This is a genomic window from Dietzia sp. 2505, assembly GCF_040546785.1.
GTDB lineage: Bacteria > Actinomycetota > Actinomycetes > Mycobacteriales > Mycobacteriaceae > Dietzia.
Window position 1 is genome coordinate 62,900 of record NZ_JBEPON010000003.1, and the last position, 12,761, is coordinate 75,660.

The following is a 12,761-nucleotide window of genomic DNA, read 5'->3' on the forward strand; positions in this document are numbered from 1 at the left end:
GGCGATCACAGCTTTCCCTGCACGTTGGCCAGCATCCACTTGACCACCTTGATGTCCCTCGGCTTGCGGGTCATGGTCATGAGGTTGAGCGGGGCGGCGAACTTCTGTGCCGTGATGGCCTTGGGCCGGGAGAACTCCCGGAGCCCGTCGGCGCCGTGGATGCGGCCGAAGCCCGAGTCGCCCGACCCGCCGAACGGGAGCGAGGGGATCCCGGCGAAGGCCAGGAACGAGTTGACCGACACCATGCCCACGTCGAGCTTCTCCGCCAGCGCCAGACCACGCTTGCGGTTGCCGGTGAAGATCGCACCGCCGAGGCCGTAACTGCTGGCGTTGGCCTTCTCGACCGCCTCCTCGAGGTCCGTGACCGAGTTGATGACGACGGTCGGCCCGAACGTCTCCTCGGTGATCGCCGTGGAGTCCTCGGGGACGTCGACCAGCACGACCGGCTCGACGACCCGCTCCCCCACCGACTCCTCGCCCCCGATGACGGCCTTACCACCCCGGGCCAGCGCGTCCTCGACGTGCCTGCGGACGATGTCGATCTGGGCCGGCAGCGTCATGGGACCGTAGCTGGAGGTCACCGAGGTGCCGGGGGTCAGCGCCCGGACCTTCGCGGTGAACTTGTGGACGAAGGCGTCCCGGACATCCCGGTGGACGTAGATCCGTTCGACGCCGGCGCACGTCTGCCCCGCGTTGCCCATGGCGCCGAAGACCGCCTGGTCGACGGCCGAGTCCAGGTCGGCGTCGGCGTCCACCAGGAACGCGTCCTTGCCGCCGCCCTCGATGACGACGGGGGTGAGCGTCTCCGCGCAGGCGGCCATGACCTTGCGGCCCGTCGCGGCCGACCCGGTGAACGCCAGTTTGTCCACGCCCGCCCTGCACAGCGCGGCGCCGGTCGAGCCGTCGCCCGTGATGGTCTGGAAAAGCGGCTGGGAGGCGCCGAGCGAGTTCCACACCTCGGCGAGCCAGACCCCGACGCCGGGCGTGAGCTCACTGGGCTTGAAGACCACCGCGTTGCCGGCGGCCATGGCGTAGGAGAGCGTGCCCATCGGGGTGAACGCGGGATAGTTCCAGGGGCCGATCGCGCCGACGACGCCGTAGGGCTGGTACTCGACGTAGGCCGCCTGATTGCTCATGAGCAGTCCGGCGGACACCGAGCGGCGGCGCAGCACCTTGTCGGCGTTCTTGGCCGCCCACTCGAGGTGGCTCACCGTGAGCATGACCTCGAGGGTCGCGTCCTCGTCCGGCTTGCCGGTCTCGGCGGAGATGAGTGAGGCCAGCTCGTCGGCGCGGGAGGCGATCGCACGCTTGTACTCGAGCAACCACTCGCGGCGGCCGCGCGGACCCTGGGCGGCCCACCAGCGGGCGGCGGCGCGCGCACGCTCGACGGCGAGCGCCACCTCCTCGGGTCCGGCTATCGGGTACTCCGCCAGGACGGTGCCGTCGCGGGGGTCCAGGCTCGCGAGAGTGGGACCGGTCTTGTTGGGTTCGGTGGTCGTCATTCGGGTTCCCTCCAGTTTTCGATCACATATATTTGATGTACCGTCCGTGATACGGGCCACAGTAGTCGACTGTGACCGCCACCGTCACCCCCTGACAGAAAACCGAGGCCAGACGTGTTCGACATCCTCACCGAAGAACAGCGGGACTTCGCCAAGTCCATCGACGACTTCTGCGCGCGCGAGATCGGAAGCGCCGAGAAACGGCGGGAGCTCACCACCGAGGGCGGCACCCACTCGCCCGAGATCTACGCCAAGATGGCCGAACTGGGCTGGCTGGGGCTGACCGTCCCGGAGGAGTACGGCGGCGCCGCCGCCGGAGCCGTGGAGCTGTGTCTGCTGCTCGAGCACTCGCTGCGTGGCCTCGCCCCCATCGGTGGCATCGGCCCGACCCTCATCACCGGCGCCGCCTACCAGAAATTCGGTTCCGAAGAGCAGCGCAGGCGTGCGCTCGACCTGGTCGTGAAGGGCGGGACCCTGTCCATCTCCATGTCCGAGCCCGGCGCCGGGTCCGACGTCGCCGCGCTGCGCTGCAAGGCCGTCCGAGACGGCGACGACTGGGTGATCACCGGCCAGAAGACCTGGTGCTCCAACGCCCACTTCGCCGACCGGATCCTCCTTGTCGCGCGGACCGACTCGTCGGGCGCCAAGCACGAGGGCATCACCATGTTCGACGTGCCGGCCGACGCCCCGGGCCTGCAGATCACCGGCATCGAGACCATGGGCGGCAAGGAGGTCAACGACCTGTACTTCACGGACGTCCGTCTGCCCGCCGACTCGGTGATCGGTGAGGTCGGCGGCGGCTGGAAGCAGCTCATGACCGGCCTGAACATCGAGCGGCTCATCCTGGCCGCCATGCAGCTCGGCGTGGCCCAGCGCGCCTTCGACGACTGCCTGACGTTCATCCGCGAGCGGGAGCAGTTCGGCCGCCCCGTCGGCACGTTCCAGGTCATCCGCCACCGGATGGCCGACCTGGCCACCGAGATCGAGGCCACCCGTCTGCTGGTCTACGCCGTGGCCAGGAAGATCGACGAGTCCGACCCCCAGGCACTCTTCCCCCGCGAGGCCTCCATGGCCAAGCTCAAGGCCTCCGAGCTGAGCAAGCGGGTCACCCTCGAGTGCATGCAGTCCATGGGCGGCTACGGCTACGCCACCGAGTACGGCATGGAGCGGCTCGTCCGCCAGGCCGTGGTGTCCACTATCTACGGCGGCACCAACGAGGTCCAGCGCGACATCATCGGGAAGACGTACGGGCTGTGAGCGCGCCGCACGCGGACGAGCTGGCCGCGATCCGGGCCCTGGAGACCGTCCCCACCGACCGGGTGACGGCGCTGTGGGACTCGCTCGAGCCCGCCGGAATCGACGGGATCGCCGGGAGCCGGTGGAAGGGCACCGGCCTCGACACCGGACACCCGATGTTCGGGATGCTCGGGCAGATTCGCTGGTGGGGAAAGGACTTCACCGACCCGTGGAAGGTGGACCCGATCCTGGTCACCGACGAGTCCGGGGAGGTCGTCCCGGACACCTCCGCGACCGGCGGGGGCGGCGCCTCGCTCTGGGAGGTCTCCTTCCGCGGCCGCCCGTGCGCGTCCATGGTGTACGACCGGCTGCCGGTGATCGACCACTTCGCCGTCGTCGATCCCGACACCCTCCTGGCCGTGATGAACGGCCGGGGGACCCTCCACGAGGGCGAGCACTTCTGGTTTGTCCTCGAACGCGAGCGGTAACGCGACCCGGGTGCGCCCGGCGGCGATACGGACCAGACTGGGCGCATGACCCCGAATACCGAACGTCCGGTCCGCATCGCCGTCCAGCTCCAACCGCAACACTCGCCCGACTACGGTCTCCTGCGCGATGCCGTCCGACGGTCCGAGGACGCGGGCGTCGACGTGGTGTTCAACTGGGACCACTTCTATCCGCTCTACGGCGACCCCGACGGCGCGCACTTCGAGTGCTGGACCATGCTCGCCGCCTGGGCCGAGCAGACCGAGCGGGTCGAGATCGGCGCGCTGGTCACCTGCAACACCTACCGCAATCCCGATCTGCTCGCGGACATGGCCCGCACCGTCGACCACATCTCGGGCGGCCGCCTCATCCTGGGGCTGGGCAGCGGGTGGTTCGAGCGGGACTACGCCGAGTACGGGTACGACTTCGGGACCAAGGGATCACGGCTCGACGACCTCGGGGACTCTCTCGAGCGGATCGAGAAGCGCTTCGCCAGGCTCACCCCTCCCCCGACCCGGCACATCCCTGTGCTCCTGGGCGGCGGGGGCGAGCGCAAGACACTGAAGCACGTGGCCCGCCACGCCGACATCTGGCACTCGTTCGTGGACGTGGAGACCTACCGGCACAAGTCCGCCGTGCTGGCCCGGCACTGCGCCGACGTCGGTCGGGACCCCGGTGAGATCGAGCGCTCCACCGAGGTCGGCGGCGCCGCCTCCGCCGACGACGCGCGGCGCTCGGCGGACGCACTGTTGGCCGAGGGTGTCACGCTGTTCACCGTGGGACTGAACGGGCCCGACTATCCCCTGGACCTGGTGGAGTCGCTGGTGGCCTGGCGCGACGGCCGCTGAAGGACGGACTCAGCCGCGGCCCACGGCGCGGTCGGCGCGACGCCAGACGCGAAAGGTGTAGCCGGACGCCGCGAGCATGAGCACCAGCACGAACGAGGCGAGGATCGACGGGCGCCCGACCACGATCAGTCCGACCGCGTTGACCAGCGCGAGCACGGTGAAGAACCCGACGAACCCGCCCAGGACCTCCAGCCGCTGCCGGGTCCCGAGCGCGTCCCCGCCGCTCCGAGCCACGACCGGGTCAGCTCTTCAGACCGCCGGCGGTGAGGCCGGAGATGATCCGTCGCTGGAATATCAGGACCATGATCACGAGCGGGACGGTGACGAGCGCACCCGCCGCCATGATCGCCGCGTGCGGCGGGATGTAGGGATTGACCCCCGAGAACCGGGCGATCGCCACGGTGACCGGCTCGGTCGAGGAGTTGGACAGCTGCTGCGACAGCAGGAACTCGTTCCACGTGATGATGAACGCCAGGATCGCGGTGGTGAACAACGCCGGCGCGGCGAGCGGCAGGATGATCTTGATGAACGCCTGGCCGCGGGTGGCGCCGTCGACGCGCGCCGCCTCCTCCAGCTCCCAGGGCAGGTCGTTGAAGAACGAGGTCAGGGTGTAGATGGTCAGGGGCAGCGCGAACGAGATGTTGGGGATGATGAGCGCCTGGTAGGTGCCGATCCAGCCGATGTCGGTGAACAGCTGGAACAGCGGCGTGACCAGCGCGACGCCGGGGAACATCGACGCGGCCAGGATGACGCCGGTGACGAGGAACTTCCCGCGGAAGTCCACCCGCGCGAGCGCGTAGGCGGTGAACACGCCGAAGAGCAGCGCCAGCGCGGTGGTGATGGAGCTGATGATCACCGAGTTGATGATCGCACCGAAGAAGTTGTTGCCCGCGTCCGTGGCCAGCGCCTCACGGAAGTTGTCGAGGGTGAGGTGCGAGGGCACGGGACTGGCGGAGAACACGAACCGGTTGTCTCGGAACGCGGTGACGAGCATCCAGTAGAACGGCGCGAGCCCCCAGATCAGGATGAGCAGGGCCCCGACGTAGGTGCCGATCCTCGGGCCGAGTGGCTTGCGGGGTGCGCGGAGGTCGTCGTTGTTGTCCCGATCGTGGGAACCGGGGTGTGACGACGACGAGGTGGTCGGCCGCGTGGTGGACGACGTGGACGGTTCAGGCGCTCGGTGACTCACCGGATCTCCTCCTTCTTGCCGGTGCGGTCATCGACGACGTTCGCGCCGAGGAACTTCACCATGACGAACGCCACGGCGAAGATCAGCAGGAACACCAGTGTCGATATGGCGGACGCGCTGTTGAAGTTGCCCATCCGCATCTCGTTGACGACCAGCATGGACACCGTCGCGGTGGGCGAGCCGGAGTTGGCCGACACGAGGATCACGGGCAGGTCGTACATGCGCAGCGCGTCGAGGGTGCGGAAGAGGATCGCCACCATCAGGGCCGGCCGGACCAGCGGCAGCGTGATCCTGGTGAACTGTTGCCACCGTGAGGCGCCGTCCACGCGGGCCGCCTCGTAGACGTCCCCGGGGATCATCTGGAGCCCGGCGAGGATCAGCAGCGCCATGAAAGGCGCGGTCTTCCAGACGTCCGCGATGATGATGGCCATACGGGCGTAGAACGGGTCGGTGGTCCAGGCGATGTTGGTGCCCAGCATCGTGTTGGCGATCCCGTTGGGGGCGAAGATGAACGCCCAGAGCTTGGCCGTGACGGCGGTGGGGATCGCCCACGGGACGAGGACCGCCGCGCGCAGGAGAGAACGACCCCAGATGCTCTTGCCCATGACCACGGCCATGGCGAAGCCGAGCACGGTCTCGAGCGAGACGGTGGTGACGGTGAAGAACAGCGTGTTGCCCATGGCGGGCCAGAAGTCGACTGCCGAGACACCCGGCGGGCAGGGGATGGTGCCGTCGCCGCCCCGCGCCGGGCACGCCTGGGTGAGCCAGTAGAGGTAGTGCTGGAAGCCCGCGAACCCACCGTCCGAGAACATCCCTGTGGCGGGATCGAGGCCGCGGTCGGCCTGGAAGGACAGGTACACCGCACGGACGACCGGATAGCCGATCACCACCGCGAGGATCGCGAGCGCGGGGCCCACCATCCACACCGGACGCCAGTCGAATCTCTTCTCGACCAGTGGCGCCGGGGACTTCTCACTCGTCGTCATCGCTGCAGCTCCTCATCGGATCGCACCCGCCCTCACCACGACGGCCGATGGGCCCCGGAAATGTTACCCGGGGCCCATCAGCGCGGTGACGTCATACCTGCTGTTCGGACTCTGGTGTCACTGAGCCGCTTGGTCGATCGCGGCGCTCATGTCGGTGAGCGCCTGCTCGACGTTCTTCTCGCCACGCAGCGCGGCGAACGTGTTGTCCTGGATCGCCTTGGACACGGCCGGGTAGTACGGCGTGACCGGGCGCGGCTCGGCGTTCTCGAGGGCCGCCTTGAGGGCCGGCATGTACGGGAACTCCTGCTGCAGCGCCTCGTCGTCGTAGATCGAGGACAGCACCGGCGGGAACGACTGCTCGGCGAAGCCCATCTGGACGTCCTCGGAGATGATGAACTCGAGGAACGCCTGGGCCGTGGCCTTGTTCTCGGAGAACACGTTGATGGCGTTGTTGTAGCCACCGAGGGTGGACCGGCCCGCGCCGTCCTGGCCGACGATGGGCGCGACCTCGAACCGGCCCTGGACCTGGGACGTGGGATCGGACTGGCCCGACTCGTACATGTACGGCCAGTTGTAGGAGTACATGGTCTCACCGGCGAGGAAGGCCTGCGCGGTCTCCTCCTCGGTGAAGGCGTCGGTCTGCGGGGGGATCACGCCGTTCTGGTACGCGTCGACCAGGGCGGTGAGGCCCGCGCGTGCCTGATCGGTGTCGAGCTCCGGGGTCTGCCCGTCGTCGCCCACGACCTGACCGCCCCAGCTGTGGATGAACTGGGTGGCGGCGACGGTGAGGCCCTCGTAGAGGCTGAGCTGCGTCTGCAGGCAGTCGACGTCGGCGCCTTCCGCGGCCTCGCAGGACGCGACCAGCGCGTCCCAGTTGGCGGGCGCCTCCGGCTGGAGGTCCGTGCGGTAGTACAGCAGCTGGGCGTTGGTGTTCTGCGGGATGCCGTAGAGCGTGCCGTTGTAGGTCGCGGAGTCCACGGCGGCCTCGATCAGGCCGGACGTGTCGACCTCGGTGTCGCCCTCGATCGGCTGCAGCCACCCGTTGGCCGCGAAGTACGCGGTGTCCGTGACGTCGAGCGCGAACACGTCGTACTCGCCGCTCTCGGTCTGGAGGGACTGCGTGAGGGTGTCCCGCTGACCGTCCTGCTCGGCGGGGAGCTCGCGGAGGGTGACCTCCTGGTCGGGGTTCTCCGCGTTCCACTGCTCGATGACGGGACGGAGCTTGTCCGTGTCGTTGCTGCCCATCGCGAAGGTGATCGGGCCGACGCCCGAGGTGCCGGCCTCCGCCTGCTCGTCGGATTCGCCACCTCCACCGTTGCCACAGGCCGCGGTGAGCACCGCGACCATGGATGCGGCCGCCGCCGCCTTGAGGAACCTGCCGTGAACGGCCATGCGCTCTCTCCTACTGTCGTGTCTCGCCTACCGCTGACGTCTGCCGGCGGTCGGGTGATCCCGGGTTCACTGTGACGCGGGTCTCTCTGAGGTCCCGCTGAGCGTAACCCACACAGGGCCTGTGGCGTCGGACCACGAGCGGTCCCATCGCCGACTCCCCGCCGTTCCGCCGCCCGTAGGCGGCGAGACTCAGATCACATGCGACACTCTAGCAACAACAGATGTTGCGCTCTTCCGCTACCGCCCTTATCGCGGCCCGGTCGCCCGGGGTGCCGCATCCGACCCGGCGTCACCGACCCCGGCGCCCCCGGTCACCGCAGTCGCAGGCCGGTCTCCACGTCGAAGAAGCGGACCTCGCCGTCGAGCGCGGCAAGGAACATGGTCTCGCCCTTGCCCGGGTGGTCACCCGATTCGGCCCGGTAGACCACGGGGTGGCCGTCACCGGTGGAGCAATGGAGGTAGCTGTCCGCCCCCAGTTCCTCGACCAGATCCACGGTCACCTCCAACCCGTGACCGTCCCCGGCGATCCGCAGGTGCTCAGGTCGCACGCCCACGGTGACCCTCGGTCCGGACCCCGGCGGGACCTCCTCGCCGAAGCCCTCCACGTCGACCCTGCCGTCGGCGACGGGCGCGTCGAAGAGGTTCATCGAGGGCGATCCGATGAAGCCGGCGACGAAGGCGTTGACCGGGTTGTGGTACAGCTCCCGCGGGGTGTCGACCTGCTGCAGGATGCCGTCCTTGAGCACCGCCACCCGATCCCCCATCGTCATGGCCTCGACCTGGTCGTGGGTCACGTAGATCATGGTGGTGCGCAGGTCGCGCTGCAATTTGGCGATCTGGGCGCGGGTGGCCACCCGGAGCTTGGCGTCCAGGTTCGACAGCGGCTCGTCCATGAGGAACACCTGCGGGTTGCGCACGATCGCCCGACCCATGGCGACCCGCTGGCGCTGGCCGCCCGAGAGTTCCTTGGGCTTGCGGTCGAGGTAGTCCGTGAGGTCGAGCATCTCCGCGGCGCGGTCCACCCGCTCCGCGATCTCCTTCTTGGAGGCCTTGGCCAGCTTGAGCGCGAAACCCATGTTCTCGCGCACGGTGTAGTGCGGGTAGAGCGCGTAGTTCTGGAACACCATCGCGATGTCGCGGTCCTTGGGCTCCGTCCCGGTGACGTCCCTGTCGCCGATGAGGATGCGTCCGGCCGAGACGTCCTCGAGCCCGGCGAGCGCGCGGAGAGTGGTGGACTTCCCGCAGCCCGACGGTCCCACCAGGACCAGGAACTCGCCGTCGGCGATCTCCAGATCGAGTCGGTCCACGCTGCGCCGTGCGGCGCCCGGGTAGATGATGGACACGTTCTCGAAGGTCACCGTAGCCATGGAGAAGTTCTTCCCTTCACCGGCAGGAACGTGCCGGACGATCCGAGGTTGAGGGTTGTCACGACGACTGTAGCGCCACGGGACCGGTGTTCACCGGCACTGCGCCCACAGTTCATCCGCACGTGTCCTCAGCACGCCCGCGCCGTCGCCCGCGCTCCCTAGGGTCACAGGGTCCTCGTGCGCCCGTGTGGGGCGCACACGTCCTCAGGGAGAACCGTTGTCAGTCCGTCGCCTGCTTCCGATCGCCACCCCCGGCATCTCCAACCGTCAGCACCTGACCTGTGAGTACAAGTGCGGTGACCAGTGTGCGGCACCGGTCCCCAACACCAGTGGCAATCCGTACTTCGGGGACGTCGCCACCGAGATCAGCCGCCGCGGGGCGCTCAAGGCGGCGGGCGTGGTCGCGCTCGCGGTGGGGGCCACCCAGGTCCTACCCGCCACCGTCGCCGCGCAGGGGTCGCTCGGCGCCGGCTCGACAGGCGCTCTCGGGTCGACGGGAGGGGGGACGCTCGACACCGGCTTCATCCCGGTCGAGCCCAACACCGCGGATGCCGTCGTGGTCCCGGCCGGCCACTCGAGCGACGTCGTGATCCGCTGGGGCGACCCGGTGATCCCGGGCGCTCCCGCATTCGACTTCGAGAACCAGACGCCCGCCGCGCAGGCGGTGCAGTACGGCTTCAACTGCGATCTCGCGGTCCTGTTCCCCATGGACGACCGCGACGGGCGGTTCCTGCTCACCGTCAACCACGAGTACACCACCGAGCCGATGATGTTCCGGGGGTACGACTCCTCCGCCCCGACCCGCGAGCAGGTCGAGATCGCCTGGGCCGCACACGGTATGACGGTGGTGGAGGTCTCCAGCAGGCCGTCCGACGGCGGACTCGATCCCGTGATGGGTTCCTACAACCGCCGGATCACCGCGACGACGCCCTTCGAACTGCGGGGCCCGGCCGTCGGCCCCCTCACCCGGACCACCGCCGACCCCACCGGGACCCGCGTGCTGGGAACACTGAACAACTGCGCCGGCGGCCACACCCCCTGGGGGACCGTCCTGTCCGGCGAGGAGAACTTCAACCAGTACTTCGGCACCACCGGTTCCGTGACCGACCCGGCGCGGGTGGAGGCCCTCCGGCGCTACGGCGTGTCAGTCGCCGAGTCCGGTCGCAAATGGGAGCGCTTCGACAGCCGCTTCGACCTGGCCGCCGAGCCGAACGAGGTCAACCGCTTCGGCTACATCGTCGAGGTCGATCCCTGGAACCCGGACTCCACGCCGGTCAAGCACTCGGCGCTCGGGCGGTTCAAGCACGAGGGCGGGACCGTCCACGTGACCGCCGACGGGACCGTCGTCATCTATTCGGGCGACGACGAGCGGTTCGACTACCTCTACAAGTTCGTCTCGAGCCGGAAGATGGTGCCGGGGCGGACCGCGGCGGCGCGCACCCAGAACATGAGGATCCTCGACGAGGGGACGCTCTACGTGGCCACCTTCACCGGCAACTCCCCGGAGTCGGAGATCGACGGGTCGGGCACGCTCCCCTCGGACGGCGCGTTCGACGGGACGGGCGACTGGATCCCCCTCATGACCGTCGACTCGGCCGGCAACGCCGTCTCCCACGTCACCGGCATGACCGCGGAGCAGGTCGCCGTGTACACCCGCATGGCGGGCGACGCGGTCGGGGCCACCAGGATGGACCGGCCGGAGGACGTCGAACCCAGCCCCACGACCGGCAAGGTGTACATGGCGCTGACCAACAACACCCGCCGTACCGTCGGCCAGGTCGACGAGGCCAACCCCCGGCACGACAACAAGCACGGGCAGGTCGTCGAGATCACCGACGACCACGCCGGGACGACCTTCGGCTGGAACCTGCTCCTGGTGTGCGGCGACCCCGCGGCCGCCGACACCTACTTCGGCGGCTTCGACAAGTCCAAGGTCAGCCCGATCTCCTGCCCGGACAACGTGGCCTTCGACCCCTCCGGTGGGCTGTGGGTGTCCACCGACGGCAACGCGCTCGGGTTCAACGACGGGCTCTACTCGGTGGCCACCGAGGGGCCGAACCGGGGCGAGACCAAGCTGTTCCTCACGGTGCCGATCGGTGCGGAGACCTGCGGTCCGCTGATCTTTGCCGACCGCGCGATCGTCAACGTCCAACATCCAGGGGAGAAGGACGGGGCCTCGGTCGAGAACCCCGCGTCCCACTGGCCCGACGGCGGGACGTCCCAGCCGCGACCGTCGACGGTCGTGGCGTGGAGGGACGGGTTCACCGGCGGGACCGGGTCACTGTCCGCGGGGTCACTCCCGACGGGCTCGCTGGGTTCCTGATCGTCGGTGTGCGGGGTCGGGCGGGTCAGGGTCGTCGGACCCGGGCCGCCCGACCCGGGCCGTCAGACCCGGCTCGCCGACCCCGCATACGCCAACCCGCGCTCGACGGTCGCGGCGATCGACGCGGCGACGCCCTCCGGATCGTCCGACATCGGAACGTGCCCGTCGGCCGAGATCTCCACCCGGGCCTGCGGGAACAATCGTGACGCGAGCGAGACCTGCCGGACCGGCAGCACCAGGTCGAACCGGCCCCACCGGATGGTGATCGGGAGCTCCTCGTCCACCGGCGCGGAGAACAGGAACGTGCTGCGGTCCGCCCGGTCCAGCACGGTGTTGCTGATGATCGCCTCACCGTCGATCGCCGCCGCCTCGGCGGGGTACCGCCACGGCCGGGCGCAGAACGCGGCCATCATCACCGCACGGCCCGCCGCCCTCTCGGTCACCACGGGGATGTGTCGGCCCAGTTTCGCGGCCGCCCGGCGCAGGCTGTGGAACACGGTCATCGTGTAGCGCCACTCGGCGTCGGACCGGAAGAACCCTGCGGGCGAGAGCGCGGTGACACTGCTCGCCAGGCCACGGGCCCCCAGTTCCAGCGCGAGGAAGCCGCCGAGCGAGTTCCCGACGACGTGGGGGCGCTCCCCGGCCGGCACGACCTCCGCGATGAGCTCGCCCAACTGGTCGAACATGTACTCGAGCACGTCACCCGCGTCGGGGAGGTCCGCCGACTTCCCGTGTCCGGGCAGGTCCACCACCACCAGCCGGAACCGGTCCGCCAGGAGCGGGACGACCGAGTCCCACGCGTGCGCACGGTGGCAGACACCGTGCATGAGGATGACCGTGGGACCGGAACCGGTGATCTGGTGATACAAATCCATGCCGAGAGTATCCCTCACGGCCCGGGATGACGCCCCATAACCGAGCCGGAACGTGCTTACATCTCCCATGCGACCGAGGGGACTAACGGGTCAGGGGGCACGGCGTGGACACTGTGACGAGCGGACTGGCGACAGAGTTCCGGCCCATCCTCCTCAGGCTCGACCTGCTGGTCCGGCGGCAGAACACCCAGTACGCCCTCAGCCGTGCCCAGACCTCGATCCTCTACACGCTCGCCTGCCACGGACGGTTGCGGATGAGCGACCTGGCCCGGCTGGAGAACGTCCGGGTCCCGACGACGAGCAATTCCGTGACCGTGGTGGAGAGCATGGGCTACGTGGAGCGGGTGCGGGACCACTCGGACGGGCGGGGCGTCTGTGTGGAGCTCACCGACCTCGGGCGGGCTCGGATCGACCAGGTGCTCGAGGCCCGCGACCAGGACTTCGCCGATCACCTGTCCCGCCTGTCCCCGGAGCACCGGGAGACGCTGTCGGCGGCGGTCCCCGCCCTCAACGCACTCCTGGACGCCTTCGACGGGACCGCGACCGCCCACTGAGCC

At 69.2% G+C, this 12,761-nt stretch carries 12 protein-coding genes; 5 read left to right on the plus strand and 7 right to left on the minus strand.

Annotation, left to right across the window (positions count from 1 at the left end; all coding sequences use genetic code 11):
• Nucleotides 1–5 precede the first annotated feature (5 nt).
• Nucleotides 6–1,502, minus strand: a complete 1,497-nt coding sequence (locus tag ABIE38_RS07145) for an aldehyde dehydrogenase family protein (RefSeq protein ID WP_354054895.1) — start codon at nucleotides 1,500–1,502, stop codon at nucleotides 6–8.
• A 114-nt stretch (nucleotides 1,503–1,616) separates the two neighbouring features.
• Between ABIE38_RS07145 and ABIE38_RS07150 the strand changes: the two genes are divergently transcribed.
• Genes ABIE38_RS07150 through ABIE38_RS07160 form a run of 3 tightly spaced genes read left to right on the plus strand, consistent with a single transcriptional unit; the run spans nucleotide 1,617 to nucleotide 4,072 of the window.
• Entirely contained in the window at nucleotides 1,617–2,759 is a 1,143-nt protein-coding gene (locus ABIE38_RS07150; RefSeq protein ID WP_354054896.1) for an acyl-CoA dehydrogenase family protein, read from the plus strand.
• Nucleotides 2,756–3,226: a DUF4334 domain-containing protein gene (locus ABIE38_RS07155; RefSeq protein WP_354054898.1), complete on the plus strand. Its 471-nt coding sequence runs from the start codon at nucleotides 2,756–2,758 to the stop codon at nucleotides 3,224–3,226. The genes ABIE38_RS07150 and ABIE38_RS07155 overlap by 4 nt, the downstream gene beginning before the upstream one ends.
• Before the next feature lie 45 nt (nucleotides 3,227–3,271).
• The gene (locus ABIE38_RS07160) at nucleotides 3,272–4,072 is read left to right on the plus strand and encodes an LLM class F420-dependent oxidoreductase (protein WP_354054900.1); all 801 of its coding nucleotides are present in this window, start codon (nucleotides 3,272–3,274) and stop codon (nucleotides 4,070–4,072) included.
• A 9-nt stretch (nucleotides 4,073–4,081) separates the two neighbouring features.
• Here ABIE38_RS07160 and ABIE38_RS07165 read toward each other — a convergent pair whose 3' ends face one another.
• The 5 genes from ABIE38_RS07165 to ABIE38_RS07185 form a co-directional block, all read right to left on the minus strand.
• Nucleotides 4,082–4,306 (minus strand): hypothetical protein, encoded by a 225-nt coding sequence (locus ABIE38_RS07165; protein ID WP_354054902.1) that lies wholly within the window; start codon nucleotides 4,304–4,306, stop codon nucleotides 4,082–4,084.
• 7 nt (nucleotides 4,307–4,313) lie between these two features.
• On the minus strand, nucleotides 4,314–5,261 hold the full coding sequence (locus ABIE38_RS07170) for a carbohydrate ABC transporter permease (protein WP_354054904.1): 948 nt from the start codon (nucleotides 5,259–5,261) through the stop codon (nucleotides 4,314–4,316).
• Nucleotides 5,258–6,247: a carbohydrate ABC transporter permease gene (locus ABIE38_RS07175; RefSeq protein ID WP_095718899.1), complete on the minus strand. Its 990-nt coding sequence runs from the start codon at nucleotides 6,245–6,247 to the stop codon at nucleotides 5,258–5,260. The genes ABIE38_RS07170 and ABIE38_RS07175 overlap by 4 nt, the downstream gene beginning before the upstream one ends.
• A gap of 117 nt (nucleotides 6,248–6,364) precedes the next feature.
• Nucleotides 6,365–7,639 (minus strand): ABC transporter substrate-binding protein, encoded by a 1,275-nt coding sequence (locus ABIE38_RS07180; protein WP_354054906.1) that lies wholly within the window; start codon nucleotides 7,637–7,639, stop codon nucleotides 6,365–6,367.
• A gap of 311 nt (nucleotides 7,640–7,950) precedes the next feature.
• Nucleotides 7,951–9,006, minus strand: coding sequence for an ABC transporter ATP-binding protein (locus ABIE38_RS07185; protein ID WP_354054908.1), 1,056 nt, complete (start codon nucleotides 9,004–9,006; stop codon nucleotides 7,951–7,953).
• Between the two features lie 217 nt (nucleotides 9,007–9,223).
• Between ABIE38_RS07185 and ABIE38_RS07190 the strand changes: the two genes are divergently transcribed.
• Entirely contained in the window at nucleotides 9,224–11,329 is a 2,106-nt protein-coding gene (locus tag ABIE38_RS07190; RefSeq protein WP_354054910.1) for a PhoX family protein, read from the plus strand.
• Between the two features lie 62 nt (nucleotides 11,330–11,391).
• Here the strand turns inward: ABIE38_RS07190 and ABIE38_RS07195 are convergent, their stop codons facing one another.
• On the minus strand, nucleotides 11,392–12,204 hold the full coding sequence (locus ABIE38_RS07195; RefSeq protein ID WP_354054912.1) for an alpha/beta fold hydrolase: 813 nt from the start codon (nucleotides 12,202–12,204) through the stop codon (nucleotides 11,392–11,394).
• 104 nt (nucleotides 12,205–12,308) lie between these two features.
• Here ABIE38_RS07195 and ABIE38_RS07200 point away from each other — a divergent pair, with 104 nt between their 5' ends.
• Nucleotides 12,309–12,758 carry a MarR family transcriptional regulator gene (locus tag ABIE38_RS07200; RefSeq protein ID WP_354054914.1) on the plus strand — a complete coding sequence of 150 codons (450 nt, stop codon included), beginning with the start codon at nucleotides 12,309–12,311 and terminating at the stop codon, nucleotides 12,756–12,758.
• Nucleotides 12,759–12,761: the final 3 nt, after the last annotated feature.

Coding starts and splice junctions, on each gene's coding strand:
- ABIE38_RS07145 (WP_354054895.1), bottom strand. CDS start 1,502: ATGACGACCACCGAACCCAACAAGACCGGTCCCACTCTCGCGAGCCTG.
- ABIE38_RS07160 (WP_354054900.1), top strand. CDS start 3,272: ATGACCCCGAATACCGAACGTCCGGTCCGCATCGCCGTCCAGCTCCAA.
- ABIE38_RS07175 (WP_095718899.1), bottom strand. CDS start 6,247: ATGACGACGAGTGAGAAGTCCCCGGCGCCACTGGTCGAGAAGAGATTC.
- ABIE38_RS07180 (WP_354054906.1), bottom strand. CDS start 7,639: ATGGCCGTTCACGGCAGGTTCCTCAAGGCGGCGGCGGCCGCATCCATG.
- ABIE38_RS07185 (WP_354054908.1), bottom strand. CDS start 9,006: ATGGCTACGGTGACCTTCGAGAACGTGTCCATCATCTACCCGGGCGCC.
- ABIE38_RS07195 (WP_354054912.1), bottom strand. CDS start 12,204: ATGGATTTGTATCACCAGATCACCGGTTCCGGTCCCACGGTCATCCTC.